This is a genomic window from Streptomyces sp. SAS_281, from assembly GCF_052542855.1.
This window is the reverse complement of record NZ_JBMNDO010000076.1, coordinates 13,749-38,641: the sequence shown is the minus strand read 5'-3', so window position 1 is coordinate 38,641 and position 24,893 is coordinate 13,749. Positions and strand designations below refer to the sequence as shown.

23 protein-coding genes, 1 pseudogene and 1 riboswitch are annotated in these 24,893 nt (G+C 73.6%); of the genes and pseudogenes, 1 reads left to right on the top strand and 23 read right to left on the bottom strand.

Annotated elements, in window-relative coordinates; all coding sequences use genetic code 11:
* Positions 1 to 139 precede the first annotated feature (139 nt).
* From ACN6LM_RS25465 to ACN6LM_RS25430, 8 genes and pseudogenes are all read right to left on the bottom strand, one after another.
* Positions 140 to 1,180 (bottom strand): NAD(P)-dependent alcohol dehydrogenase, encoded by a 1,041-nt coding sequence (locus tag ACN6LM_RS25465; RefSeq protein ID WP_445067713.1) that lies wholly within the window; start codon positions 1,178 to 1,180, stop codon positions 140 to 142.
* A gap of 86 nt (positions 1,181 to 1,266) precedes the next feature.
* Positions 1,267 to 2,037: an SDR family NAD(P)-dependent oxidoreductase gene (locus ACN6LM_RS25460; protein ID WP_445067712.1), complete on the bottom strand. Its 771-nt coding sequence runs from the start codon at positions 2,035 to 2,037 to the stop codon at positions 1,267 to 1,269.
* Entirely contained in the window at positions 2,034 to 2,723 is a 690-nt protein-coding gene (locus tag ACN6LM_RS25455) for a TetR family transcriptional regulator (RefSeq protein WP_445067711.1), read from the bottom strand. The genes ACN6LM_RS25460 and ACN6LM_RS25455 overlap by 4 nt, the downstream gene beginning before the upstream one ends.
* Before the next feature lie 76 nt (positions 2,724 to 2,799).
* The gene (locus tag ACN6LM_RS25450) at positions 2,800 to 4,011 is read right to left on the bottom strand and encodes a PP2C family protein-serine/threonine phosphatase (RefSeq protein ID WP_445067710.1); all 1,212 of its coding nucleotides are present in this window, start codon (positions 4,009 to 4,011) and stop codon (positions 2,800 to 2,802) included.
* A 165-nt stretch (positions 4,012 to 4,176) separates the two neighbouring features.
* On the bottom strand, positions 4,177 to 4,917 hold the full coding sequence (locus ACN6LM_RS25445; protein WP_445067715.1) for a GNAT family N-acetyltransferase: 741 nt from the start codon (positions 4,915 to 4,917) through the stop codon (positions 4,177 to 4,179).
* A 5-nt stretch (positions 4,918 to 4,922) separates the two neighbouring features.
* A pseudogene (locus ACN6LM_RS25440) lies at positions 4,923 to 5,036 on the bottom strand (NADP-dependent oxidoreductase); the annotation flags it as partial.
* A gap of 240 nt (positions 5,037 to 5,276) precedes the next feature.
* Entirely contained in the window at positions 5,277 to 6,182 is a 906-nt protein-coding gene (locus ACN6LM_RS25435) for an NAD(P)-dependent oxidoreductase (RefSeq protein ID WP_445067709.1), read from the bottom strand.
* A 50-nt stretch (positions 6,183 to 6,232) separates the two neighbouring features.
* Positions 6,233 to 6,961 (bottom strand): adenosylcobinamide amidohydrolase, encoded by a 729-nt coding sequence (locus ACN6LM_RS25430; protein WP_445067708.1) that lies wholly within the window; start codon positions 6,959 to 6,961, stop codon positions 6,233 to 6,235.
* 267 nt (positions 6,962 to 7,228) lie between these two features.
* Between ACN6LM_RS25430 and ACN6LM_RS25425 the strand changes: the two genes are divergently transcribed.
* The gene (locus tag ACN6LM_RS25425; protein WP_445067707.1) at positions 7,229 to 8,248 is read left to right on the top strand and encodes a PRC and DUF2382 domain-containing protein; all 1,020 of its coding nucleotides are present in this window, start codon (positions 7,229 to 7,231) and stop codon (positions 8,246 to 8,248) included.
* Positions 8,249 to 8,334: 86 nt separating this feature from the next.
* Here ACN6LM_RS25425 and ACN6LM_RS25420 read toward each other — a convergent pair whose 3' ends face one another.
* From ACN6LM_RS25420 to ACN6LM_RS25350, 15 genes are all read right to left on the bottom strand, one after another.
* On the bottom strand, positions 8,335 to 9,111 hold the full coding sequence (locus tag ACN6LM_RS25420) for an ABC transporter ATP-binding protein (RefSeq protein ID WP_445067706.1): 777 nt from the start codon (positions 9,109 to 9,111) through the stop codon (positions 8,335 to 8,337).
* On the bottom strand, positions 9,108 to 10,190 hold the full coding sequence (locus tag ACN6LM_RS25415) for a FecCD family ABC transporter permease (protein WP_445067705.1): 1,083 nt from the start codon (positions 10,188 to 10,190) through the stop codon (positions 9,108 to 9,110). Before ACN6LM_RS25415 ends, ACN6LM_RS25420 begins: the two co-directional genes overlap by 4 nt.
* Positions 10,187 to 11,227 (bottom strand): ABC transporter substrate-binding protein, encoded by a 1,041-nt coding sequence (locus ACN6LM_RS25410; RefSeq protein ID WP_445067704.1) that lies wholly within the window; start codon positions 11,225 to 11,227, stop codon positions 10,187 to 10,189. The genes ACN6LM_RS25415 and ACN6LM_RS25410 overlap by 4 nt, the downstream gene beginning before the upstream one ends.
* 76 nt (positions 11,228 to 11,303) lie before the next feature.
* Positions 11,304 to 11,460, bottom strand: a riboswitch (cobalamin riboswitch).
* 53 nt (positions 11,461 to 11,513) lie between these two features.
* The gene (locus ACN6LM_RS25405; RefSeq protein ID WP_445067703.1) at positions 11,514 to 12,737 is read right to left on the bottom strand and encodes a beta-ketoacyl-[acyl-carrier-protein] synthase family protein; all 1,224 of its coding nucleotides are present in this window, start codon (positions 12,735 to 12,737) and stop codon (positions 11,514 to 11,516) included.
* On the bottom strand, positions 12,734 to 12,976 hold the full coding sequence (locus ACN6LM_RS25400; RefSeq protein ID WP_445067702.1) for an acyl carrier protein: 243 nt from the start codon (positions 12,974 to 12,976) through the stop codon (positions 12,734 to 12,736). Before ACN6LM_RS25400 ends, ACN6LM_RS25405 begins: the two co-directional genes overlap by 4 nt.
* Before the next feature lie 243 nt (positions 12,977 to 13,219).
* Positions 13,220 to 15,064: an acyl-CoA dehydrogenase family protein gene (locus ACN6LM_RS25395; RefSeq protein ID WP_445067701.1), complete on the bottom strand. Its 1,845-nt coding sequence runs from the start codon at positions 15,062 to 15,064 to the stop codon at positions 13,220 to 13,222.
* Positions 15,065 to 15,115: 51 nt separating this feature from the next.
* A complete protein-coding gene (locus tag ACN6LM_RS25390) occupies positions 15,116 to 16,363 on the bottom strand; it encodes a beta-ketoacyl-[acyl-carrier-protein] synthase family protein (RefSeq protein ID WP_445067700.1) in 1,248 nt (415 codons plus the stop codon).
* Positions 16,364 to 16,444: 81 nt separating this feature from the next.
* Positions 16,445 to 17,377: a carbohydrate kinase family protein gene (locus tag ACN6LM_RS25385; RefSeq protein ID WP_445067699.1), complete on the bottom strand. Its 933-nt coding sequence runs from the start codon at positions 17,375 to 17,377 to the stop codon at positions 16,445 to 16,447.
* 90 nt (positions 17,378 to 17,467) lie between these two features.
* Complete coding sequence (locus tag ACN6LM_RS25380; RefSeq protein ID WP_445067698.1) at positions 17,468 to 18,340, bottom strand: ABC transporter substrate-binding protein; 873 nt, start codon at positions 18,338 to 18,340, stop codon at positions 17,468 to 17,470.
* Between the two features lie 98 nt (positions 18,341 to 18,438).
* Positions 18,439 to 19,065 carry a GNAT family N-acetyltransferase gene (locus ACN6LM_RS25375; protein ID WP_445067697.1) on the bottom strand — a complete coding sequence of 209 codons (627 nt, stop codon included), beginning with the start codon at positions 19,063 to 19,065 and terminating at the stop codon, positions 18,439 to 18,441.
* Between the two features lie 41 nt (positions 19,066 to 19,106).
* Entirely contained in the window at positions 19,107 to 19,433 is a 327-nt protein-coding gene (locus tag ACN6LM_RS25370) for a cupin domain-containing protein (protein WP_020207421.1), read from the bottom strand.
* A gap of 111 nt (positions 19,434 to 19,544) precedes the next feature.
* The gene (locus ACN6LM_RS25365; RefSeq protein WP_445067696.1) at positions 19,545 to 21,170 is read right to left on the bottom strand and encodes a glycoside hydrolase family 13 protein; all 1,626 of its coding nucleotides are present in this window, start codon (positions 21,168 to 21,170) and stop codon (positions 19,545 to 19,547) included.
* A 107-nt stretch (positions 21,171 to 21,277) separates the two neighbouring features.
* Positions 21,278 to 22,237, bottom strand: a complete 960-nt coding sequence (locus tag ACN6LM_RS25360) for a carbohydrate ABC transporter permease (RefSeq protein ID WP_445067695.1) — start codon at positions 22,235 to 22,237, stop codon at positions 21,278 to 21,280.
* Between the two features lie 16 nt (positions 22,238 to 22,253).
* Positions 22,254 to 23,213, bottom strand: coding sequence for a carbohydrate ABC transporter permease (locus ACN6LM_RS25355; RefSeq protein WP_445067694.1), 960 nt, complete (start codon positions 23,211 to 23,213; stop codon positions 22,254 to 22,256).
* A 91-nt stretch (positions 23,214 to 23,304) separates the two neighbouring features.
* Positions 23,305 to 24,729, bottom strand: coding sequence for an extracellular solute-binding protein (locus tag ACN6LM_RS25350; protein ID WP_445067693.1), 1,425 nt, complete (start codon positions 24,727 to 24,729; stop codon positions 23,305 to 23,307).
* Between the last annotated feature and the right edge of the window lie 164 nt (positions 24,730 to 24,893).

Here is a 24,893-nt window from a genome sequence, read left to right as displayed (position 1 = left end):
CGCCAGTACTCGGAGTCCATGAACGCCTGGTACGACTTCTTGAACGTGTCGGGGACCGGCGCCGTGCTGGTCTCCGGGTCGAAGACCGGCGGGTTGCGGCCGGCGCAACGGCCGCGCCCGTACGACGGGGTCCGCCCGGTCAGCTCTGCGGCAGGATGACCGCCCGGCCGTTGATCTTGCCGGCGTGCAGGCGCTCGTAGGCGAGTGGTGCCTCGTCCAGCGGGTACGTCTCGACGTGGACGTCCACCGCGCCCGCGTGGGCCAGGTCCAGCACCTCGGCCAGTTCGGAACGCGACCCCCAGTACGGGGCGGTGACCGTCGTGTTGAACGGCAGGACGCCGAAGCCGACGGGCAGCGTTCCCCCGCCGATGCCGACGATGGTGACGTCCGAGTCGATGGCGGCCGCCGCGCCCGCCGTGGCGACGGTCGGCGGGGCGCCGACGAAGTCCAGGACGACTTGGGCGCCGATGCCGCCCGTCAGTTCACGGATGCGGGCGGCCGCGTGCTCGTCGGACAGGACGGTCTCGTGCGCCCCGACGGTGCGGGCGAGGGCGAGCTTGTCCTCGGTGACGTCGAGGGCGATCACCCGGGCCGACGTCAGGGCGCGCAGCAACTGGATCGCCACGTGGCCGAGGCCGCCGGTGCCGATGACGACGGCGGTGGCCCCGGGCACCAGCTTCGGCAGGGAGCGCTTGATGGCGTGGTACGGGGTGAGGCCGGCGTCGGTGAGCGGCACGGTGCGCACGGGGTCGAGGTCGCCGATGGGCACCAGGTGGCGCGGGTCGTCCACGATCATGTACTCGGCCATGGCACCGGGCGAGCCCAGGCCGGGCGGGTTGATGCCGAGCTCGGCGGCGCGCAGGCAGTAGTTCTCCTTGCCCTCGGCGCACTTCACGCAGGTGCCGCAGCCCCAGGGGCCGTAGACGGCGACGGACTGGCCGGTCTCCAGGCCGGTGACGCCGTCGCCGAGCGCGGCGATCGTGCCGACGCCCTCATGGCCGAGGGTGAGCGGCAGCGGGTACGGGAACTCGTCCGCGGTCCAGCTCATCACGGCGATGTCGGAGTGGCAGACGCCGGCCGCCGTGACCTTCAGCAGTACCTGCCCCGGACCCGGCTCCGGGTCGGGCACGGTGACAACCTCGGGTGCGGCGCCGATCTCGCGGTACTGAACTGCCTTCATGGGGTCCTCCTCGACCTCTGTGGCTGTGACTCTCGTGTGGCCCCCGAAACCCCCCGTTTCCCCCGTCCCCCGCGCCTCCGTCGCGATCAGGAGGCGGAGTAGCCGCCGTCCACCAGGTGGTAGCTGCCGTGGATGAACGAGGCGCGGTCCGAGAGCAGGAACGCGGCGAGCTCCGCGACCTCCTCGGACGTGCCCAGGCGGCCCGCCGGGTGCAGCGAGATCAGGTGGTCCCGGGCCGGGCCCTCCGTGTCCCGCAGCAGCGGGGTGTCGATGTAGCCGGGGCCCACGGCGTTGATCCGGACGTTCTGGGCGGCGTACTCCAGGGCGGCGGTCTTGGTGAGGCCGACGACGCCGTGCTTGGCCGCGACGTACGCCGGCGAGCCGGCGAAGCCGTTGGTGCCCAGGATCGAGGACATGTTGACGATCGCGCCGCCGCCCGCGGCGACGATGGCGGGCAGCTCGTGGCGCATCGAGTAGAAGACGCCGCTGAGGTTGGTCGCGACGACCCGGTCCCAGTCCTCGACGGCGTACTCACCGGTGGGGTTGCTGGGACCGCCGATGCCCGCGTTGTTGACGGCGAGGTGCAGTGCGCCGAAGGTGTCGACGGCGAACCGCACACCCGCCTCGACGGACGCGGGGTCGGTGACGTCCATGGCCACGGCGGCGGCCCGGCCGCCGGCGGTCTCCAGGGCGGCGGCCGCCTCGCGGGCGCTCGCCTCGTTGTAGTCGGCTACGACGACGGAGGCGCCCGCGCCGGCGAGCCGGTGGGCGAGGGCCAGGCCGATGCCGGAGGCCCCGCCGGTGACGAGGGCGGTGCGGCCGGCGAACTCCTGGTCGGTGGGGGTGGTGGTGCTCATGAGATGCCGTTTCCTTCCGTGGTGGTGCTGGTGGTGCTGTGCGGTGCGCCGGCGCCGGGCGGCGCGGGGCCGGTGAAGAGTTCGCCGGCCAGGGCGTCGAAGGCCCGGTCGACGAGCCGGGGCAGCTCGTCGGGGCGGTCCCCGCGCACCCAGGCGGCCTGGGCGGCGAGCAGGGCGCCGGCTCCGGCGGCGACCGTGACGGCGGGCCGCAGGTCGCTGAGGGGGTCGGTGCCGAGCCGGTCCGCGACGATGGCGACCGAGTCCGCCTGCGCGTCCACCCGGATGTGGTGGAAGGCCGCGTAGAGGGTCGGTTCGCGCTCGGCGAGGACCAGCAGCTCGTAGATGCGCGGGCGGCGGTGCCAGGCCGGGACCACGGGGTCCTGGAGCCAGTCCTGGACGGCCCGGCGGTAGGCGGTGAGCGGGGGCTCGCCGGCCGGGCGGGCGCGCAGGGCGTCGTTGATCCGGTCGCCGTCGCCCCGGACCGAGTCCAGGACGGCGTCCTCCTTGCCGGCGAAGTACCGGCTGAAGGTGCGGCGGTCCAGGTCGGCGCGTTCGGCGATCTCCTCGACCGTGACCTCCCTGAGCCCCCGGTCGAGCACGAGCTCGAACGCGGCCCCGGCCAGCGCGTCCCGGGTCCGGCGGGCCTTGCGGCCCCGCCTGTCCGGAATCTTCCGTTCCGCTTGCATGTGTGCCACCGTACATCTGAAAATGTCCCGGCGCGACAGAAGTCGCACCGGGACAGAAAGAGCTGGTGTACGCACGTCAGCGTGCGCTGAACACCTCGGCGGCCCGTTCCGCCTCGTGCCCCGCCGGAACGGGCGGGGCCGCCTCGGCGGAGGTGGCGCGGCGCAGGGCGAGTACGGCCACGTCGTCGCGTCGCACCCCGCCGGAGAACTCCTCCAGGTCGTGTCCGAGCGCGTCGAGCACTTCCTGCGGGCTCCCGTGCGCCCAGCGGCTCAGCCGGGAGTCCAGCGGGTAGAAGCGCCCGTCGGCGTCGCGGGCCTCGGTGACCCCGTCGGTGAACATCAGGAGCGTCGCGCCGGGCGGGAAGTCGAGCCGTTCCGCGGTGCGGCCCTCGTTGCTGAGTTCCGCCATGCCCAACGGTACGGAGGTGTGGCGCAGGGGCACGGGGACGGCGACCCCGTCGTGCAGCAGCCGGGGCAGCAGATGGCCGCAGTTCACCGCACGGACCCGGCCGTCGCCGTCGAAGCCGAGGACGAGCGCGGTCACGAAGCGTTCGGTGTCACCGGTCTGGGCGGCGAAGGCGTTCTGCCGGGCCACGGCGTCCTCCAGCCGGTCCACGACACCGATGAGGGAGGGCTCGCGAATGGCCGCCTCGCGGAACGCGCCGAGGACGGCGAAGCCCACACCGATGGCGGGAAGCCCCTTGCCCTGGACGTCTCCGATGATCACCCGGGTGCCGTACGGGGACTGGACGACCTCGTAGATGTCCCCGCCGACCAGGTGGTCCTCCTCGATCGGCGTGTAGGTGCCGTGGGCGGTGATCTGGTCGGTGGGGATGGGCAGCGGGCGCAGGATCTGGCGCTGAAGGGCCACGGCGGCGGAGCGGAGCCGGGCGATCTCGGTGGCGTGCCGGATGCGCAGGGCACAGGCGCCGACGCTGAGCAGGCAGGCGAAGAGGGTGAAGACGATGCTGCTGATCATGTCCCACGCGGTTCCGCCGGTCGCCGCACGCGTGACGACGGCCGCCCCGGTGACCCAGGCGCCGGCGACGGCGGTCTGGCCGACCGTCCCGAAGACCGAGACGAGGGCCGGCGCGACCACGAGGAGCGGCACCAGGCGCAGGTCCTCGCCGGCGAGGACGTCGAGGCACACGATCACGGCGGTCAGCAGGGCCAGGCCACCGGACAGCGCCCCGTTTCCGATGCGTGGAGCGCGCGCTGCCGCCTCTCCCGCCTCGGTGCCGGGGAGCGCCGCACGGGGCGCCGGCCGGCTCAGGAGTCCGAAGGTCACGGCCCTCTCCTTCCGGGATCGGCCGGCGCCCCGCGCGCCGGCGTTCTCTTCCATTCGACCCGGCGGAGGGAGGGAGCACACGAGGCTTACGGCCTGATGGGCCCGGCCGAAGGTCCCGGTACGCGTCCGGGGCGGGTGCCTCCCGGTCCGGAGGCACCCGTCCGATCAGCGCGCGGCCGTCACGCCGGCGGAGTGACCGGGCGCGGGGACCACCGGCCCGGGCGGGACGAACGCGGCCAGGAACTCGACCCGTCGGCGGAGCTCGAAGCCGAGCGCCTCGTAGAGCCGGACGGCGCCGGTGTTGGCGGCGGCCGCGTGCAGGAACGGGGTCTCGCCGCGCAGGCGGATCTCGTGGGCGACGGCGCGCACGAGTCCGCCGCCGAGCCCCTGGCCGCGTACCGACTCGTCGGTGCAGACGGCGCTGATCTCGCTCCAGCCCGGCGGGCGCATGCGTTCCCCGGCCATGGCGACGAGCACTCCGTCCCGGCGCACCCCCAGGTAGGTGCCGAGCTCCACGGTCCGGCACTCGAAGGGGCCGGGCCGGGTGCGGGCGACGAGGTCGAGCATCTCCGGTACGTCGGCGGGGCCCAGCCGGACCGCTTCGGGGAGGGGCGCCGCGGCCACGCCCGCGTCGACCAGCTGGACGCCGTCGGCGTGGAAGGTGATCTCCCAGTCGGCGGGCGGGGGCTGCCGGAACGCGGTGATGGTGACGCCTCCGCCCGGTCCGGTGAGCGCCGCCACGTCGGCCCAGTCGGCGGGCCCGGGGTCCGGCGGGAGCGCGACCCAGGGGGCGACCTCGGAGGCGTAGCGCAGCACGCGGCCCCGGCGTTCGGCGAAGCGGGCGTGGGTACCGCGCAGCGCGGTGCCCACCGGGTCGTCCAGGGGATGGCCCGGGTCCGGAAGCATGCTCACGCGGTCACCTCGGCGACGAGCAGTTCACCGGGGCCGGGTTTCGGCCGTTCCAGTTCGGTGAGGACCTCCACCTCCGGTCCGCCGTTGCGGGTGAACACGTACGCCTTCGGCATGAGCTCCTACTCCCCTGTTCCGTGCGACGGCGCCCCGCTGACGGACGCCACAGCTGCGGCAAGGACGAGTGGCGCGCGGGTATTCCCGTACCGTCGATTTCGACTCAATCACCGCCGGGTACCAGCCGGTGGGCCCCTGCGGCGTGCCGTCCTGTGGCACGCTGATGGCGGCCGTCCCACCGGGCTCCCCCGTACCGGTGGGGCGGTCCTCGCCCGTCGCGGGGCCGTGCCCCGGTCCGGTCAGTCGCGGTCCCGTCCGGGGGCCCGGCCCGCGTAGTAGGTGGCGATCATGTCCTCGTCGCCGTGTCCGGCGGCCTCGGCGCGCTCGAAGCGGGCGGCCGACGCGGCGGCCAGGTCCAGCCGGACACCGGCCTGTGCGGCCGCGTCGAGGATGAGCCGGGTGTCCTTGAGGGCGGTGGACAGGGCGAAGCTCGGGGTGAGGTCCCCGTCCAGGACAGCGGCGGACTTGGCCTGGAGGTAGCCCGAGTCGAGCGGTCCGCCCTCGACCAGGCCGAGGAACGCACGCGGGTCGACGCCGAGTCCCTCGGCGAGGTTCAGGCACTCCGCGACGCCACCGACCATGTTGACCACCCAGGCGTTGACCACGAGCTTCAGCCGGGAGGCCGCCCCCGGCTCCTCCCCGGCCCACACCGTGCGCTGCCCGATCGCGTCCAGCACCGGTTCGACCACCGCGCGGGCGGCCTCGGGGCCGGAGACGAGGACGGTCAGCGCACCCTGCTCGGCGGGCTGCCGGGTGCCGACGACCGGGGCGTCGAGGTGGATCAGGCCGAGGTCGGCGGCGCGCTGGGCCAGTTCGACGGCGCCGTCCGGGCCAACCGTGGAGGTCTGGAGCAGCACCTGGCCCCGGTGCAGCCCCTCGGAGGCGGCGGCGAGCGCGGCGGCGACGGCGGTCGTGTCGGTGAGTGCGGTGAGCACGACATGGGCGCCGCGCACGGCCTCCTCCGCCGTGCCGGTGACGGTGGCACCGTCGGCGGCGAGCGGGGCGGCCTTGGCCTGCGTGCGGTTCCAGGCCCGGACCTCCAGACCGGCGCGGAGCAGGCTGCGGGCCATGGCCGCGCCCATGATCCCGGTGCCGAGTACGGCGACGACGGGCCGCTGCGGTGCGGCGGGGACTGCTGAGGTCATGGGATTCCCTTCGTCGGCCGCTCCCCGGAGGGCGCGGCGGCTTCGGCTTCTCAGGGCTGCCGCAGCGCGCCTTCCAGCACGGCGGCGTGTACGGCTCTGGCGAGTCGCGCGCCCCAGCGGGAGCGCGGCCCGGCGAACGGTTCGGCGGCGCCGGTCCCGGGTCCCGGTTCGGGGGCGGCGAGGCAGACGGCGTCCGTGGGGGTGCCGGAGCAGTCGAGCCCGGCGTCCAGGAGCGCCTGCACCTTGGCCTCCGTGGCGGTGGCCACGGCGTTGACCAGGGCGGCGTCGGACAGCGGCACCGGGAACGTCACCACGATGTTGACGGTGCCGGGGCGCGGCGGTCCGCCGGTGCCCTCGTCCGGCCCGGCGGCCCAGCCGCGTACGCCCAGACCGCAGGTGGCGGTGGCGTGCACGTCCTCGTCGCCGGCCGTGGTGTACGCGGTGACGTCCGCGGCGGTCATGAGGCCCGCGCCGGGACCGGTGAGGCGTGCGGCGGCGGCGATCTCGGCGAGGTGGCGGTCCGGGTCCAGGCGGGGGTAGCCGCCGGGCACCTGCGCGTTGAGGATCCACTCGCGCGGGCCGATGCCGCCGCCCAGGACCGCGCTGCTGCACACCCGCCAGCCGGGGCCCAGCCGCCAGAGGAGGTGGTGCAGCTCCGCGCCGTCCTCGCGCCGGGCGAGCAGTTCGCCGCGTTGCGCGGGGGGCCGGATGCGTACGGAACGGATGGGCACCCCCGGGTGGCGCGGCGGGACGTCGGTCGGCTTGGACCCGTTGATCATATGTGCCGGGGCGGGGGCACCCGGGGTCCGCCCCCACTCCACCGCCCCGGTGCGCACCGCCCACCCGTTCACCCGGATGGCGTAACGGGCGCGAGAGCCGCGCAGCCGCGTGACGCGGGCGCTGCGCCGGTCCGAGGCGGATGCCGCTCGCCGCTCCCGGTGGCCGGGCGGTTGCAGCGTCCATCCGGGTGAGGCGCGATGGAATCCGGACGCGCCTTCTCTGCTGGACCCACCCACAGGACGCGCCCGGGCGAGGAGGATTCGGATATGGGAGCCGCTGACGGTTTCACGGATTCCGGAGAGCTCGACGGCCTGACGGTGTACGACACCGAGGGCGAGAAGATCGGCAACGTGGGCCGCGTGTATGTCGACGACAACACCGGCCGCCCGGACTGGATCACGGTGAAGACCGGCCTGTTCGGCATGAAGGAGAGTTTCGTGCCTCTCGCCGGAGCCCGTCGAGTGGGCTCCGACCTGCACATCTCCCACGGCAAGGACCAGGTCAAGGAAGCTCCCCGGGTGGACGCGGACGCGCATCTGTCCGTGTCCGAGGAGGAGGAGCTGTACCGCCACTACGGCCTCACCAGGAACACCCGGGGCAACCTGGGCGACCGTTCCGGGACCGGCGCACCGACCACCGCGGGCACCGGCACCATGGGCGCGGCCGGCACCGGCGCGGCGGCCGGAGCGGGTGCTGGGGCCGGGGCGGGCGCGATGGGTGCGGCAGGCACCTCCGGCACGGACCGGACCCAGGCGGCCGGCACCGGCAGGCACCGGGACGCCGACGCGGGTACCGCCGCGGGCCGTCCGCTGGCCGGAGCCGGCGCGGGTGCCCAGAGGTCCGGGGCCGGTCTGGGCGGCAAGGAGGAGATGATCCGCTCCGAGGAGCAGCTGCACGTCGGCACCGAGGAGTACGAGAGCGGCAGGGCCCGCCTGCACAAGTACGTCGTCACCGAGAACGTCACGCGCAGCGTGCCGGTCTCGCACGAGGAGGTACGGGTGGTCCGTGAGCCGTTGCAGCCGGGCGACAGGACGGCCGCGCGCGCGGGCGATCTGACGGAGCAGGACGTGGAGGTCACCCTGCACGCGGAACGCGCCACGATGCGCAAGGAGACCGTCCCGGTCGAGCGCGTCCGGATGGAGACCGAGAGGGTCACGGAGCAGAAGGAGGTCTCCGCCGAACTGCGCAAGGAGCAGATCGACTACGCGGACGGCACCACGAAGGGCGGCAAGGACATGGGCGGCAAGGACACCGGTGGCGACCTCGGCCGAGGACGCCACCGCTGACCCCTCGCCGGTATGCCGGCCGTACCGCACGACAGGCGAAGGGCGGGCCCGCCCGACGGGTCCGCCCTCTCGTGCGCCCGGGACCCTCAGGGCAGGAAGCGCACCGAGGGCCGCCCCTGCGGGCCGTCCGGTGTCACGACGGACCGCACCCGGTAGACCTCCTCGATCAGCGCCTCGGTGACGACCTGGGCAGGGGTCCCGCCCGCGACCGCCCGTCCGCCGCTGAGCACCACGATCCGGTCGCAGAACATGGCGGCCAGATTGAGGTCGTGCAGGGCGACGACAGTGGTCAGCGGGAGCGCGGCGACCAGGGAGAGCAGTTCCAGTTGGTGCTGGATGTCCAGGTGGTTGGTCGGTTCGTCCAGCAGGAGTTCGCGCGGTCGCTGGGCGAGCGCGCGGGCGATCTGGACGCGCTGGCGCTCCCCGCCGGAGAGCGTGTGCCAGGACTGGCCGCGCCGGCCCGCGAGCCCGGTGCGTTCCAGCGCCTCGTCCACCGCCGCCGCGTCCGCGTCCGTCGGCCCCGACCAGGCCCGCCGGTGCGGGATGCGGCCCAGGCGTACGACGTCCAGGACGGTCAGCTCGTCCTGGGTGGCGGCGTGCTGGTCGACGACCGCGACGCGCCGGGCCACGGCGCGGCGGCCGACGGCCGTGAGGGGGTCGCCGTCCAGTGTGACGACGCCCGCGTGCGGGGCGAGGACCCCGGCGAGGATGCGCAGGAGCGTGGACTTGCCGGAGCCGTTGGGGCCGATCAGGCCCACCGTCGTGCCCGGTTCCGGGGCCAGCGTCACACCGTCCAGGAGGATGCGTCCGCCGGCCTCGCGGCTTACTCCCCCGGCCCGCAGGCCCTCCGCCGTCCCGGTCATGCGGGCCGCCTGGTGCGGTAGAGGACGGCGACGAAGGCGGGCACGCCGATGAGGGCGGTGACGACGCCCACCGGGACCTCCTGCGGGTCGAGGACGGTCCGGGCGAGCGTGTCGACCCAGACCAGGAAGACGGCGCCGGCGAGCGCGGTGACGGGCAGCAGCCTGCGGTGGCCCGAGCCGGTGAGGGCACGGGCGGCGTGCGGCAGGACCAGCCCGACGAAGCCGATGGCCCCGGCCGAGCTGACGAGCGCGGCGGTCAGCAGCGCGGTCGTGCAGAGCAGGACGGTCCGGACGCGTGCGACGTTCACGCCGAGGGCGGCGGCCGCGTCCTGCCCGAAGGCGAAGGCGTCGAGCGTACGGGAGTGACCGAGGCAGACCAGCAGGCTGACGGCGAGAACGGCGGAGCAGATCCACACATCGGTCCAGCCGACCCCGCCGAGCGAGCCGAGCAGCCAGAACAGCACGCCCCGGGTCTGCTCGGCGTCGGCGGCCGTCATGACGACGAACGAGGTCAGCGCCGAGAACAGCTGCATCGCGGCGACCCCGGACAGCACGACCCGGTCGGTGGAGCCGCCCAGGGTGTGGCTGAGCAGCATCACCAGCGCGAACGAGCAGAGCGCCCCGATGAACGCCCCGGCCGGCAGCGACACCGCGCCCCCGCCGACACCGAGCACCACGACCAGGACCGCGCCGGTGGACGCGCCGGAGGAGACGCCGAGGACGAACGGGTCGGCGAGCGGGTTGCGCAGCAGGGACTGCATGACGGTCCCGCAGACCGCGAGGCCCGCCCCGCAGACGGCCGCGAGCAGGGTACGCGGCATGCGCAGGTTCCAGATGATGCCGTCGCGGATCGGGCTGAGCCGGGCCTCGCCGACGCCGAGGTGGGCGGCGACGGCGGACCAGACGTCCATGACGGAGATCCGGGCCGGTCCGATGGTGACGGCGACCGCGACGGACAGGACGAGCAGCAGAAGGCCGCCGGTCCACAGGAGGCCGCCGCGCAGGCGTCGCGGGCGGGCGGACACGGTGGTCTCCGGCGCCGTCTCGCGCGGGGCGGTGAGCCGGTCGGTGGCCGTCACCCCGCGAGCCCGTAAGCGCGCAGCCCGGCGGCCACCAGCTCCACGCCCTCGACCGTGCGGATGGTCGGGTTCATGGCCTGGCCGCTGAGCAGGACGTAGCGCTTGTGGCGTACGGCGTCCATGTTCTTCGTGACGGGGTTGGACTCCAGGAAGGCGATCTTCCCGGCGGCGCTCTCGGCGGTCTGCGACTTGCGGGTGAGGTCGCCGATGACCAGCAGGTCCGGGTTGCGGTCGGCGACGGTCTCCCAGTTGATCTGGGGCCATTCGTCGTGCGTGTCGTCGAAGACGTTCTTCAGGCCCAGTTCCCGGGTGATGATGCCCGGCGCCCCGCAGCAGCCCGCCAGGTAGGGGGACTCGGAGTTGGCGAACCAGTACAGGACGGAGGTGCCGGAGCCGTCGACGCCGCCGGCGGCCGCGCGGATCCGGGCGCGGAGCCGTGCGACCAGCTTCTCGCCGCGCTCGGGCACGCCGAACACCCGGGCCAGGTCGCGTACTTCGTCGTAGACGCTGTTCATGGTGAGGGCGCCGGTGCGGACGCCGTCGCCGTCCCTGGTGTTGTCCTTGGCCGTGCAGTCGGCGGGCGAGACGTAGGTGGGGACGCCCAGTTCCTCGAACTGTTCGCGCGGGGCGACGCCGCCCTTGGCGAGGGTCGACTCGAAGTCGGCGGCGACGAAGTCGGGCTCCTGGTCGAGGACCTTCTCGGAGGAGGGCCGGTTGTCGGCGATCCGCTTCACGCCCGCGTTGGCCTTCTCCAGGCCCTTCATCACCGGGTCGGTCCAGGTGGCGGTGGCGGCCATCCGGTCCTGGAGGCCGAGCGAGAGCAGGATCTCCGTGGTGCCCTGGTCGACGGAGACCGCGCGGCGGGGTGCGGCGTCCACGGTGACGGTGCGTCCGCAGTTCCTGAGCGTGACCGGATAGCCGTCCGCCGCGCCGGACGCGTCGGCCTTACCGGCGGGGGACCCCCCGCAGGCCGTCAGCAGCAGGAGCGCGGCGGCGAGCAGGGCGGCGGAACGGGCGGGGCCGGATATCGGCGGCACGGGGTACCTCGGCGTCTCTGGGCCCATGCGCGGGGCCCGCTGTACGGAACCCGCCGCCCGGTCCCGGACGGCGGTCGCCAGCAGGTCTTCGGACTCGGGTTCGCTCGGACAGGACGCCTTCCCGGGAGACGGTGGTCTCCCAGTGGCCGTGGCCCCGCCCGTCCCCCTCACCGCTGCGCGTCAGCTCCGGATTCGCACCGGATTCCCTGACTCCCACGTGGAGTTCGACTGGCTCCGGGGACGCTACCACGGGCGTCCCGCGCGGTTCGGCGCCGCCCCCGGGGACTCATGGGCGCTGCAGGGCCACCACCGCGTTGTGCCCGCCGAAGCCGAAGGAGTGGCTGACGGCCCGGTGGACGGGCCGCACCAGCGGCACCTTCGTGACGCAGTCGATGTCGAACCCGGGCGCGGGGGCGTCCAGGTTCGCGACCGGCGGGACGACCCCGCGCTGGAGAGTGAGGATCGTCAGCCCCGCCTCGATCGCCCCGGCCGCGCCCATGCAGTGCCCGAGCACACCCTTGGGGGCGGTGACGGGTGGCCGGTGCGGGTACACCCGGCTGATCAGCGCGGCCTCGGCGGCGTCGTTGCGTACGGTCGCGGTGCCGTGCGCGTTGACGTGCTCCACCTCGTCGGCCCGCCAGCCCGCGTTCCGCAGTGCGGCCTCGACGGCGGCCCGGGCGACCCGCCCGTCGGGGTGCGGGCTGGTCGGGTGGTGGGCGTCCGTGGTGGCGCCGGTGCCGGCGAGCAGGGCCCGGGGTTCGGCGCCCCTGGCCTCCGCGTCGGCGGCGCGTTCCAGCACCATGACGGCGGCGCCCTCGCCCATGACGAGTCCGGCGCGGTCGGCGGCGAAGGGCCGGCTGAGCCGGGACAGGTCGCCGTCCGCACGGGCGGCGGCCCCGGACCGGGCGAAGCCGGTCATGGCGATCGGGAAGACGGTCGACTCGGTCGCCCCCGCGACGGCCACGTCGCACTGCCCGGTCACCAGCAGGTCGCGGGCGACGGACAGCGCGGTGACGCCCGACGAGCAGGCGGTGCAGGGGGCCATGCTGGGGCCGGTGGCCCGCATCTCGATCGCGATCTCGGCGGCGGGCATGTTGGGGATGGTCAGCAGGACCCCGGCCGGCGAGGTCGCCTCCGGCCCCCTGCGCTCGAGGACCAGCGCCTGGTCGGTGAGGTGCGCGGAACCGCCGCTGCTGGTGCCGACGACGACCGCGACCCGGCTGCCGTCCCAGCCGGCCGGGTCGAGCCCGGCGTCGGCGACGGCCTCCCGGGCGGCCAGGACCGCGAACTTGACGTACCGGCCCATCCGGAAGGCCGTACGGCGGCCGATCTCGGCGTCAAGGTCGATACCGTCGACCACGCAGGCGAAGTCGATCGCGCACCCGGCGAGCGCGGGGACGGTGCGGGCCGGGCTCACCGCGGCGCACACCCCGTCCCAGGTGGACTCGGTGTCGTTGCCGACCGGGGTGATCATGCCGAGACCGGTGACGGCGATGGCCGGTGTCCTCATCGGGCGACGCCCGCCGCCGTGCAGAGGTGCTCCGTGAGCTCGGCGAGGGTGGTTCCCGGGGTCAGGATGCCGGTGTCCAGCTCGACCCCGGTGGTCTCCCGGAGGACGACCGCGAACTCGGCGGCCGCGAGGGAGTCCATGTCCAGGCTGTCCATCGTGGAGTCCGGAAGGATCTCGGCCACGGGCACCCTGAAGGTACGGCTGAGTACGTCGGTGATGCGGGGGTGGATCGTGCTCATGGTCTTCCTTTCCTCGTGCTCACCCGCGTGGGGTGTCCGGCGCCGGCGCGCACGGCCCCGACGCCGGAACAACTGAACAGCGCCGCTCCGGTTACGCCTTGCGGCGAACCGATTCGCCAACGCCCGGCCGGGACGCCCCGGACCACCGCGCGAACAGGGCGACGGTCGTCCAGTAGGCGAGGAGGACCGCCCCCGACCCGAGCCCCGGCAGGGCCCGCGCCGCACGGGACGCCCGCGTGCCCCTCATCGCCCCGCCCCCGTGTGCCAGTGGGCCTCCGGATCGTCGTACGCGTCCGCGTATCCGGCGCCCGTGATCGGCCAGTCGGCGAGCATCTCGTCGGGGAAGGCGAAGGAGTCGGCGAGTTCCGGGAGGTGGGGGGCCACCGCGGCGATGAGCCGTTCCGAGTGGTCCGTCAGCGCCTCCGCCTGACCGGTGCTCAGATACCCGGCCGCGAGGAGGTCCCCGCTGTCGCGCGCGACCCGGCCCAGGGCGAAGAGCCGGGCCAGCTCGCCGAGCCGGTCCCGGTCCGCCCCGGGGGGCAGCGCCTCGACCGCCTCCGCGTACGCCTCGGCCGCCTGCCGGCAGGCGTGCGCCTCGACCCCGCGCAACGCGGGCCCCGCCGCGGCGTTCCACCGGCCCAGCGGGTCGCCGTGCGCAGTCCGAGCCGCCAGGGCCCCGGCACGCGCGAACCACAGCTCCTCGGCGCGCCCCAGGAGCCGGACCAGGAACCGGAGGTCCGTGAGGTCGCCGTGGGCCGGGGCGGCCGGCTCGTACGGCGTGCTGTCGGCGAGCAGGGCGGCGGCGGCCCTGGCGTGGACGGCGAGGTTGTCGCCCTCGGCGGTGATGGCGCCCTCGACGCCGGTGACGAGCGCGGCCATCCCGTTGCTCTCCAGGAGGCCCTGGGCACCGCAGCGCTCCCGGGACTCCACGATCACGTCCCTGGCCTGCCAGGTGATCCAGCCCTTGGCGATGTCCACCAGCCGCTCGGCCGCCTCCCGCGCGGCCCCGGGCCCCGCCTCGGCCGCCTCCCAGCGGTCCAGGACGCGGCGGTGCAGCAGGCTCATGGCGAAGACCGTGGCCATGGCCTCCGCGAGCGGCCCGTGGTGGGTGCGGTACGCGAGCACCGGCAGTCGTGCCCCGCGCCCGGCGGAGACGTGGCGGTGGCCGCCGTACCGCACCGCGACGGCCAGTGTGGCCCGCGCCGAGCCGACGGCGCTGGCGCTCATGGAGATCCTGCCGGTGACGACGCGGGCGATGGAGGCGAGGAAGCGGCGCCTGCGGCCCTCGATGGCACTGCGGAACACCCCGTCGCCGTCGATCCACCCCTGCGGGCCCGTCAGCAGCGCCTCGCGCCCCACGAAGACGTGGTCGAACGAGGTCAGGCTGTGGTCGACGGGGCTGCCCATGCGCGCCGGGAGCCTGCGCACCCGTACGCCGGGCAGCGGTCCGTCGGCGTCGGTGAGCGGCACCAGCAGCAGGAAGACCCCCCGGTCGGCCCCGCCGGCCAGCAGCCGCGCCGCGACGAGCCCCGACTTGGGGCCGCCCGGCCGCCCGGTGTTGGGCATGAACTTCTGAGCCCCGCAGTGCGGGGTGTGCAGTACGAACCCGTCGCGTACCGGGTCGTAGGCGGCGGTCGTCTCGACGGCCGCCGCGTCGTTGCCGTGCGCCACCTCCGTACACAGGAAGGTTCCGGTACGCCGCAGCGTCAGGAAGTCCGACAGGTCCCTGGGGCTGTCGGCGATGTGGTCGAGGAGACTGCCGAGGAAGAGGTTGTAGTGGATGCCCGCGATGGTGGCGAGCGCCGGGTCGACCGGGGCCAGCCACTCGTGCAGGGCCGCCAGCGCCCGGAAGTCGGAGGCCGGGCGGGCGGCGCTGTCCAGGGCGTTGTTGAGGGTGCGCAGCCGGGCGTACGCGCGGGCCAGCCGTTCGTCCGGGGTGCCGCCGGCCCCCGGACCGGGGGGCAGCCGGAACGGTTCGGTGGCGACGAGCCGCCGCCAGAAGCCGTGCTCGCGGCGGGCGTCGGCGCCGAGGAGTACGGAGGTGAGCGGGCGTGCGAGGGGGTCGGCGACGGTGAGCGTGGTGGTCATACAAGGCTGAACGACCGGCGCACGGTCAGGACACCGCGCTCGGGCAGATGTTCACCGTCCGGAGGGGCGAACCCGTTCGAAGCAGAGGGCGACGTTGTGGCCGCCGAAGCCGAAGGAGTGGCTGACGGCCCGCTCGACGCGCAGGCGGCGCGGCTCCTTGGTGACGCAGTCGATGTCCCAGTCGGCGGGCGGGGCGTCCAGGTTGGCGACCGGCGGGACGAGCCCGTGTTCGAGGGTGAGCACGGTGGCGGCGGCCTCGATCGCGCCGGCGGCGGCGAGTGTGTGCCCGAGGACGCCCTTCGGGGCGGTGACCGGGGGCCGGTGCGGGAAGAGGCCGGCGATCAGCTCGGCCTCCATCGCGTCGTTCAACGGCGTTGACGTGCCGTGCGCGTTGACGTGCCCGACCTCGTGGGCGGCCCAGCCCGCCGCGTCCAGGGCGGCCTCGACGGCGCGCCGGGCGCCGTGCCCGCCCGGGTCGGGCGCGGTGGGGTGGTGGGCGTCCGTGGCGGCTCCGGTCCCGGCGAGCACGGCGCGCACGCGGGCGCCCCGGGCCGCCGCGTGCGCGCCCCGCTCCAGGACGAGCACGCCGGCGCCCTCGCCCAGGACGAAGCCGTCGCGGTCGGGCGCGAAGGGACGGGACGCGGCGGCCGGGTCCCCGGTACGCGTGGACAGCGCGCCCAGCTGGGCGAAGGCCGCGGCCACGAGGGGGGTCAGGACGGATTCCGCGCCGCCGGCGACGACGAGGTCGCACCGGCCGGTGGCCAGCAGGTCGTGGGCGGTGGCGAGGGCGGTGGCGCCCGAGGCGCAGGCGGTGGCCGGGGCCAGGCTGGGGCCGTGGGCGCCCAGGTCGATGGCGATCTCGCCGGCCGCCGCGTTGGGCATCATCATCGGCGCGAGGAGCGGGGAGACGGCCTGCGCGCCGCCGCCGTCGAACCGGCGGACGTTGTCCACGAGGGCGGAGACCCCGCCGACGCCCACGCCGAGCACCACGCCCACCCGGGCGCCGTCCCAGCGGTCCGGGCGCAGCCCGGCGTCGGCGACGGCCCGGCGCGCGGCGACCAGGGCCATCTTCGCGAACCGCGCCATCCGCCAGCCGGCGCGGCCCCCGATGGCCTCGTCCAGGTCGGTCCGGTCGGCCCGGCAGGCGAAGTCGGCGGGAAGTCCTGCCAGTTCCTCGCAGCGCCGGGCCGTGGACCGCCCCGCGCACAGCCCGGCCCAGAAGGCCCGCTCGTCGTCGCCGACAGGGGTGACCACCCCCAGCCCCGTCACCACGGTCCCCGTCCGCGCGTCCCGCACCATGCCCCGGCCCTCCTCTGCGTCGTAGGTCCCTCCGAGGAGGAACGCGCCGGACGCCGTCGAGGGTGCGGGTGGGGCCGAATGTCAGCCGAGCCCGAGCGCCCCGCGCAGCTCCGGCGCGTCCGGCGGGTTCGCGCCGGCCCGGGCGACCGTCACGGCCGCCGAGGCCGCCGCGTGGCGCAGTACGTCGCTCACCGTGCCCCGCTCCGGCGAGCGCAGCCGCTCACGGCCGGACGCGCCGAGCAGGCCGTGGGCGGCGAGCGCGTGCAGGGTGCCGGACATGAAGGCGTCCCCGGCGCCCACCGTGTCGACCACGTCGGCGGGGAGCGCGCCGATGTCCACCTGCCCGCCCGGCAGGACCGCCGTGGCGCCGTCACCGCCCCGGGTGACCAGGACGAGGGCCGGGCCGGACGCGAGCCAGCGCCGGGCGGCCCCGGCCGGGTCCTCGCCCGGGTACAGCCAGTCAAGGTCCTCGTCGCTGGCCTTGACGACGTCGCTGAGGGCCACGCACCGCTCGACCCGGCGCACGGCGGTGCCGTGGTCGCCCATCAGCGCGGGCCGCACATTGGGGTCGTAGCTGACGGTGGCGGCCGCCCGCAGCGACTCGACGGCGGCGAGCACCGTGGCCGCACCGGGTTCCGTCACCGCCGCGATCGACCCGGTGTGGACGTGCCGGGGCCGCCGGTCGAGGGCGGCCTGCCCGAGGGTCCAGACGATGTCGAACGCGTAGGAGGCGCGGCCCTCGCCGTCAAGGGTGACGACGGCCGACGGGGTGGGGCCGGGGGCGCCGTCCGTCAGCACCTCGACCCCCGCCCCGGTGAGGTGTGCGCGGATCAGCCGCCCGTTGTCGTCCCTGCCCAGCTGGGTGAGCAGCGTCGCGTCGTGGCCGAGTCTGGCCAGCCCGTACGCCAGGTTGGCCGGGCTGCCCCCGGGGTGGACCCGGTCGGGGGCGTCCGGGACGCGGACGATGTCGGCGACGCATTCGCCGATGACCAGGAAGTCGGGGCGGTCGGGCATGGGGGCGGGGTCTCCCGGGGTGCGGCGGAGGGGGCGGAACGTCCGGCCCACCGTACGGCCCCCGCCCCCGGGCCCGGCCCGGCGGTGGTCCTAGGTGTCCAGCGCGTCGGCCACCAGCTCCAGGAACCGGGCGTGGGCGCGGGCGCTGCACACCGGTTCCGGGTTCCACGGGACCACGCGGGCCGTCGCGGCGACGGCCGTCCACTCGGCGTTGTCGCGCAGCTCGGCGAGCGGGGTCGCGTTGGCCCGGATGTCGGCGAGGACGATGGCGGGGCGCAGGGCGGCGGCCTCGGTCCAGCCGGTCGTGGACCAGTTGGCCCCGGGGCCTTCGGCGGGTTCGACCAGATCGACGCCGAGGTCCGCGAGGACCCGGAGTTCGGGCCACATGCGGGGGCGGGCCAGATGCGCCTGGTCCCGGCCCGCCGGGGAGAGGGCGAGGACCCTGGCCCGGTCCGGGCCCGCGGTGAGCGCGCGCAGCCGGTCCCGCGCGGCGTCCAGTTCCCGGGTCGCCGAGGCGGGTTCCTCGGCGCCGAGCGAACGGGCCAGCTCAGCGAACCGGTCGCCGATCTCGGCGAGGGTGCGTGCCTGGCCGACGTCGATGACGACGACCGGGACGTGGCCCTCCAGATGCTTGGCGGTCTCAGGGGCCAGGCCGTAGACCTGGCCGCCTCCGTAGCTGACGGCGACGACGAGGTCCGGTGCGCAGCTCAGTAAGGCGTCCGTGTCCAGGGTGGTCCCGGCACCGGCGTACGCGATTCCCTCCAGGGCGAGCGACCCGGTCTTCGCGGGGTCGGGTGCGGCCGGGTCGTCGTGGCCGGAGCCGAAGAGCCCGGCCGGTCGTATCCCGTGGTCCCCCAGGGTCGCGCCGGCCTGGATGTAGGCGAGCACCCGTTGCGGGCGTTCGCCGGTTGCCGACAACTGCCCCCGGTCGTCGGTGAATTGCCACCCGGTTCGCTCGTTCACGTCACACGCCTCCCAGCCGGAATCCGCCGCCCGGCGACGGCGGTCGACCAGTACCTGCCCAGCAATCGCGGGCCGCACCCTCCGGAGGTGGCCGGCTCCTACAGATCCGCCCGCGTGGCGCGTACGAGGTAGGTGACGGGCCCGGGGTCGGGGACGTGGATCTCGGTGAAGCCGAGCCGGTCGTAGAAGGCCCTGGCCGGCGTGTTGGAGGTGAGCATGGACAGATGGACGCCCTCGACGCCCTTGGCGTTCAGGGCCCCGAGGAAGGCGTTCATCAGCCCCCTCCCGTAGCCCTTGCGCTGCCAGTCGGGCAGCAGGTCGATGTGCAGGTGGGCGGGGTGGCCGGCGAGTTCGGGCAGGACCATGCGCTCCGGGTTGTGCAGGAGGGCCGTCATCTCGTCGGCGGGGCTCTGCGGCGGGCCCTCGGGCAGCGGGTAGCGGTCGGCGACCCGGGGCAGCCAGCTCTCGCGGTACTCCTTCACGAAGCGCGGCGTGTCGGCGGTGCCGAGGATGTAGCCGACCGCGCGGCCCGTGCCGTCGTCGACGACGAAGGCGAGGTCCGGTTCCAGCTCGGCGTAGGGCGTGGCGAAGATGGACGGCACCAGTGCGTGGTCCGGGTAGATGTCCCGGGCGTCGCCGCCGCCGGCGGCCGTGCGTATGCAGATGTCGGAGAGCGCGGCGCTGTCTTCGGGGCTGTAGGGCCGGAGGCCGGGATGCGAGGTCACCGGCCCATCCTGCCGACGGGAGAGCGCTCCCACAAGAGGATTCAGGGGTTGACGGCGGTGAGGAGGACGACCGCGTCCTCCAGGGCGAGCAGCCCGTGCCGCTCCTGCGGGATCGGGTGCAGCCGTCCGGGTGTCAGTTCGACGTCGCCGGAGGCGGCGGTGAGCCGGACGGAGCCGCGCAGGACCTGGAGCGAGGCGGCGGGCGGGGCGTTGTGCTCGTCCAGCGCGGAGCCCGAGGTGAGCGCGATGACGGTCTGCCGCAGCGGGTCCTGGTGGAGCAGGAGGTGGGCGCTGCGGCCGTGCGGCGCGTCGCGCGCGGCGGCCAGGTGCTCGGCGGCGAGGGCATTCAGATCGTTCGGAGCGTCCATATGCCCACTGTGCCGCAGCCCCGGCCGGGCCGCGAACCTGGCGCACGGGCCTGGGCGCGCTCCCACGCGTCGCGGGCCCGTGCGCCAGGTGCGGTCCCCGCCATGGCGTGGTCAGGCGCGCAGCCACACCGCCGTGTCCTGCGGGAGGCGGCCCGTCTCGTCCAGGGGTCCGCTGGTGAGCAGCACCGCGCTGTGCGCGGGCAGCTCGGCGGCCTCGGCGGCCAGGTTGACGACGCACAGCAGTCCGTCGGTCCTCGCGAAGGCGAGCACCCCGGGCGCGGCGTCGAGCCAGGTGAGCCGTCGGATGCCGGGCTCTCCCCCGGTCCCGAAGCCCGGTTCGGCGCGCCGCAGCCGCAGGGCCTCGCGGTAGAGGCTGAGCATGGAGTCCGGGTCGCCGCTCTGGATGTCGGCGGCGTAGCCGGACCAGCCCTCCGGCTGCGGGAGCCAGGGCTCGGTGGTGGCGCCGAATCCGGCGTATGGTTCGCCCGCAGCCCAGGGCATGGGGACCCGGCAGCCGTCCCGGCCCGGGTCGGTGCCGTTCTTGCGGAAGTGCATCGGGTCCTGGATGCGGTCGAGCGGGATGTCGGCCTCGGGCAGGCCCAGTTCCTCGCCCTGGTAGAGGTAGGCGGCGCCGGGCAGGGCCAGCGAGAGAAGTGCCGCGGCGCGGGCTCTGCGGGTGCCGAGGGCGAGGTCGGTGGGGGTGCCGAAGGTCTTGGCGGCGAAGTCGAACCCCGTCTCCTCGCGGCCGTAGCGGGTGACGGTCCGGGTGATGTCGTGATTGCAGAGCACCCAGGTGGCGGGGGCGCCGACCGGGGCGTGCTCGGCGAGCGTGTCGTCGATGGCGGTCCGCAGCTTCTCCGCCTCCCACGGGCAGGCCAGGAAGTTGAAGTTGAAGGCGGTGTGCAGCTCGTCGGGGCGCAGGTAGCGGGCGAAGCGCTCGGTGTCGGGGAGCCAGACCTCGCCGACGAAGACCCCGCCGTACTCGTCGGCGATGGCGCGCCACGAGCGGTAGATCTCGTGCAGTTCGTCGCGGTCCACGAAGGGGTGCGGGTCGCTGCCGGTGACGAAGTCGGGGAGCGCGGGGTCCTTGGCGAGCAGGGCGGCGGAGTCGATGCGGACGCCGGCGACGCCGCGCTCGAACCAGAAGCGCAGCACGTCCTCGTGCTCGCGGCGGACGGCGGGGTGGGCCCAGTTGAGGTCGGGCTGCTGGGTGGCGAAGAGGTGGAGGTACCACTCGCCGTCGTCCAGCCTGGTCCAGGGGGTGCCGCCGAACTCGGAGACCCAGTCGTTGGGCGGGATCTCGCCGTTCGCGCCGCGGCCCTTGCGGAAGTGGAAGAGGTCGCGCTCGGGGCTGCCGGAGCCGGCTTCGAGGGCGGCGCGGAACCAGGCGTGCTGGTCGGACACGTGGTTGGGCACGATGTCCACGATGGTGCGGATGCCCAGCTCGCGGGCCTCGGCGATCAGCTTCTCGGCCTCGGCGAGGGTGCCGAACGCGGGGTCGATCGTACGGTAGTCGGCCACGTCGTAGCCGCCGTCGGCCAGTGGCGAGAGGTACCAGGGAGTGAACCAGAGGGCGTCCACGCCCAGTTCGACGAGGTAGGGCAGCCTGGCCCGTACCCCTGCCAGGTCGCCGGTGCCGTCGCCGTCGCCATCGGCGAAGCTGCGTACGTAGATCTGGTAGATGGCGGCGTCGCGCCACCACTGTGCGGTGACCTCGGACGGACGGTTGGCTGCCACTGACGTTCCTTTCGGGCAGGTGGGACTCCGCCGCCGGCCCGGCAAGCGGGGCAGGATGGGAGGGCCGGCGGCGGAGCGCTGAGGGGAAGGCGGTTCGGAGGGCGGGGTCAGCCCTTGAGGCCGCCCGCGGTGAGACCGCTCATGATGTTGCGCTGGAAGAGCAGGAAGATCAGCAGCGTCGGGATCGACGCGATGGTGAGCGCGGCGATCAGGACGTTCTCGGGGACGCCGCTGGCGAGTGAGTAGATGCCCACGTTGAGGGTCTGCTTGCTCGGATCGGGCAGCGTGAGCATGGGCCAGAGGAAGTCCTTCCACACGCCGACGACGGCGAAGATGGAGACGACCCCGAGGATCGGCCGGGAGATGGGCAGGATGATCGAGCGCAGGGTGCGCAGGGGTGAGGCGCCGTCCATGGCCGCGGCGTCGAGGAGCTCGCCCGGGATGGAGTCGAAGAACCGCTTCAGCAGGAAGATGTTGAAGGCGTTGGTGACCGACGGCAGCCAGATCGCCCAGGGCGAGTTGACCAGGTTGCGCTGGACGACGGGCACGTCCAGGACCGTGAGGTACTGCGGGACGACGAGCACGGTGGCCGGGATCATCAGCGTGGCCAGCATCATGCCGAGGATGGCCTTGCCGAAGACCGGTCGCAGCTTGGACAGCGAGTAGGCGGCGGCCACGTCGAAGATCAGCTGGAAGGCGAGCGCGCCGAACGCGTAGTACAGGGTGTTGAACAGCAGCTTGGACAGGTCCATGACCGTCCATGCCTGGCTGTAGTTCTCGGTGTGGATGGACTCGGGGAAGGCCGTGGGCGGGCTCTGCACCACTTCCTGGGTGGTCTTCAGACCGCCGGTGACCATCCAGTACAGCGGGCCGAGGAAGACCGCCGTGAACAGGACCATCACCAGGCCGAAGACGATCCAGTAGACGGCCTTGCCGCGCGGCCGGCCGAGCTGGGCCGGTGAGATCAGGGTGCGCTGGCGGCCGCGTTCGGCGGCGCGATCGGACCTGCGCCGTGCGGTCTTGCGTGGGGTGCTCCCGCGTCGGGAGACAAGCGTGTTCGATGCCATGGTCGTTGCTCCCGTCCTAGTCTTCGCTGCTGCGGCTCAGCCGTACGTACACCGCGGAGAATCCCGCGAGGACGACGAGCAGGACGAGGCCGAGTGCCGCCGCGCTGCCGTAGTTGTTGAAGTTGAAGGCGTACTGGTAGATGAGGTAGACGACGGTGGTGGTGGAGCCCTCTGGTCCGGCGCCGTTCGTGAGCAGGAAGGGCTCGGTGAAGACCTGCATCGTCGCGATGATCTGCATGAGCAGGAGCAGCGAGAGGATGAGGCGGGTCTGCGGGATGGTGACGTGCCAGATCTTGCGCAGCAGCCCGGCGCCGTCGAGTTCGGCCGCCTCGTACAGCTCGCCGGGGATGCCCTGGAGCGCGGCGAGGTAGATGAGGGTGGCGCCGCCCATGTTCATCCAGGTCGCCGCGATGACGACGGAGAGCATGGAGGTGCTGGTGTCCTGGAGCCACTGCTGTTCGGGCAGGTGGAAGATGGCCAGGATGCGGTTGAAGAGCCCGTAGCCGGGGTCGTAGAAGTACTTGAAGAGCAGGACGGAGGCGACCGGCGGCAGCATCACGGGGAGGTAGACGAGCAGCCGCAGGTATCCCTGGCCGTGCCGGAACTCGTTGAGCACGACGGCGACGGCGAACGGGACGACGAAGCCGAGGAGCAGGGCGAGGACGGTGAACAGCAGGGTGTTGCGCCATGCCTGCCAGAAGGCCGGGTCGTTGAAGACGTACGTGAGGTTGGACCAGCCGGCCCAGGTGGTGGTGCCGTCCTCGTTCTTCTGGAAGGCCAGGATGAACTCCCGGACCATCGGATACCAGGAGAAGAGCGAGAAGCAGAGCACCGCTCCGATCAGGAAGCCGTGCGCCGAGATGTTGCGGCGCAGGGCGCGCAGGAACTCCTCGCGGGCGGAGTCCGGGCGGGCGGAGCTCGGGTGTCCTGGGCGAGGCCGGGTCGCCTTGCGGGGGGACAGGGTTGGGGCCGACATGGTGTCTCCTCGGTGCCGGTGTACGACGAGCGCGTAGCGGACGGGGTCCGGATGCGGGGGCGGGGCCGCGTGACCCGGCCCCGCGCGTCCGTTACTGGTTCGCCAGAACCTGGTTGACCTGCTGCTCGGCGGTGGAGAGCAGCTTGTCGATGTCGGCGTTCTCGTTGGTCAGCACACCGGACATGGCGTTGTCGAGGATCTTGTAGATCTCCTGGGCCTTCGGCGGCTCGGCCTTGCCGGGGACGGGGTTGTCCATGAACGCCTTGAAGTTCTCGACGGGCATCGTCGCGTTCTGGGCGCGTGCGGCGTCGTCCTTGGTCTTGCTCTCACCCAGGAAGAAGTTGGGCTGGGGCAGGCCGACGGGGAGCTTGTCGGCCTTGGTGCGGGCCCAGTCGAACTGGCCCTTGCCGGGGGTGAGGTTCTTGAAGTTGAGCCAGGCGATGGCGGCCTTGATCTGGTCGGGCGAGCTGCCCTTCTTGATCAGGTAGTTGTTGCCGCCGAAGAGGGTGCCCTTGCCGCCGGGGATGGGGCCTAGGCCGAAGGTCTCGTACTGGGCGCCGAGCTGCTGCACCATGTACGCGATGTCGTCGGGGGCGGCGAGGAACATGCCCAGCTTGTCGCTGGCGATCTGCTTCTGGAGGTCGCCCCACTTGAGCAGCTGGGTCTTGCCCATGCTGTCGTCCTCCCAGCGCATGTCGTGCAGCTGCTGGAGGACCTGCTTGCCCATCTCGTTGTTGAAGGCGGCCTTCTTGCCGGAGGCGTCGACCACCTCTCCCCCGAGGCCGAACTGCGTCGCGGCGAAGTGCCAGCCGCCGTTGTTGCCGGCGCTGTACTCGCCGTAGCCGGATATGCCCTTGCCGAGGCCCGCGATCTTCTTGGCGGCGGCGCGCACCTCGTCCCAGGTGGCGGGCGGGGTGTTCGGGTCGAGACCGGCCTGCTTGAACAGCTTCCGGTTGATCATCAGGCCCATGGTGTAGTTGCTGGTCGGCAGGCCGTAGAGCTTGCCGTCCTTGCGGGCCACGTCGACGACCTGCGGCTGGATGTCCTTCAGCGCGGGCACGGTCTTGTCGTTGACGTACGCGGAGATGTCCTCGGCCCCGTCGTTGTCCAGGACCTGCTGGAGGTCGCTGAAGTAGGCGTAGAAGACGTCGGGCTGCGACTTGCCCTTCAGCATGGCGGTGAAGCGGGGCGGCTCGTTGCACTGGCCCGGGGTGGACTTCCCGTTGATCGTGACGTTCGGGTACTTCTGGTTGAACGTCTTGATGTCCTCCTTCCACTCCCGCAGCTCCGCGGCCTTGGCGGCCGGCGGCATGCAGTCGATGGAGAGCGTCACCTTGGTCTTCGGGTCCAGCGGAGCCGAGGGGTCGGACGAACCCTTGGACGAACTGCTCGAGTCGTCGTCCTTGCTGCTGCTCGTGCCGCAGGACGCGAGCGAGGTCAGGGCAAGTGCGGTGACAAGGGCAGCCGCGGAGGCACGGCTGATACGGCGTGTGCGGCGCAACCCAGCACTTCTCATCGATGGTCCCCTTCGGGCATGAGCGTGGATGGCCCTCGGCCGACTGACTGCCGGGGCGAGGCACACTCAACCAGCGTCGACATGTGAACGCAATATCTCGCGCAGTTTTCGTAAAAGTTTGACAGTCGCGGGTACACCGCATGCGGAATCCGGCGTGAGCGCAG

Bases quoted from the DNA above. Each gene is read 5' to 3' on its own strand.
- ACN6LM_RS25465 (WP_445067713.1), bottom strand. From the start codon at position 1,180: ATGAAGGCAGTTCAGTACCGCGAGATCGGCGCCGCACCCGAGGTTGTC.
- ACN6LM_RS25460 (WP_445067712.1), bottom strand. From the start codon at position 2,037: ATGAGCACCACCACCCCCACCGACCAGGAGTTCGCCGGCCGCACCGCC.
- ACN6LM_RS25455 (WP_445067711.1), bottom strand. From the start codon at position 2,723: ATGCAAGCGGAACGGAAGATTCCGGACAGGCGGGGCCGCAAGGCCCGC.
- ACN6LM_RS25445 (WP_445067715.1), bottom strand. From the start codon at position 4,917: ATGCTTCCGGACCCGGGCCATCCCCTGGACGACCCGGTGGGCACCGCG.
- ACN6LM_RS25435 (WP_445067709.1), bottom strand. From the start codon at position 6,182: ATGACCTCAGCAGTCCCCGCCGCACCGCAGCGGCCCGTCGTCGCCGTA.
- ACN6LM_RS25430 (WP_445067708.1), bottom strand. From the start codon at position 6,961: ATGATCAACGGGTCCAAGCCGACCGACGTCCCGCCGCGCCACCCGGGG.
- ACN6LM_RS25425 (WP_445067707.1), top strand. From the start codon at position 7,229: ATGGGAGCCGCTGACGGTTTCACGGATTCCGGAGAGCTCGACGGCCTG.
- ACN6LM_RS25420 (WP_445067706.1), bottom strand. From the start codon at position 9,111: ATGACCGGGACGGCGGAGGGCCTGCGGGCCGGGGGAGTAAGCCGCGAG.
- ACN6LM_RS25405 (WP_445067703.1), bottom strand. From the start codon at position 12,737: ATGAGGACACCGGCCATCGCCGTCACCGGTCTCGGCATGATCACCCCG.
- ACN6LM_RS25400 (WP_445067702.1), bottom strand. From the start codon at position 12,976: ATGAGCACGATCCACCCCCGCATCACCGACGTACTCAGCCGTACCTTC.
- ACN6LM_RS25395 (WP_445067701.1), bottom strand. From the start codon at position 15,064: ATGACCACCACGCTCACCGTCGCCGACCCCCTCGCACGCCCGCTCACC.
- ACN6LM_RS25390 (WP_445067700.1), bottom strand. From the start codon at position 16,363: ATGGTGCGGGACGCGCGGACGGGGACCGTGGTGACGGGGCTGGGGGTG.
- ACN6LM_RS25385 (WP_445067699.1), bottom strand. From the start codon at position 17,377: ATGCCCGACCGCCCCGACTTCCTGGTCATCGGCGAATGCGTCGCCGAC.
- ACN6LM_RS25370 (WP_020207421.1), bottom strand. From the start codon at position 19,433: ATGGACGCTCCGAACGATCTGAATGCCCTCGCCGCCGAGCACCTGGCC.
- ACN6LM_RS25360 (WP_445067695.1), bottom strand. From the start codon at position 22,237: ATGGCATCGAACACGCTTGTCTCCCGACGCGGGAGCACCCCACGCAAG.
- ACN6LM_RS25355 (WP_445067694.1), bottom strand. From the start codon at position 23,213: ATGTCGGCCCCAACCCTGTCCCCCCGCAAGGCGACCCGGCCTCGCCCA.
- ACN6LM_RS25350 (WP_445067693.1), bottom strand. From the start codon at position 24,729: ATGAGAAGTGCTGGGTTGCGCCGCACACGCCGTATCAGCCGTGCCTCC.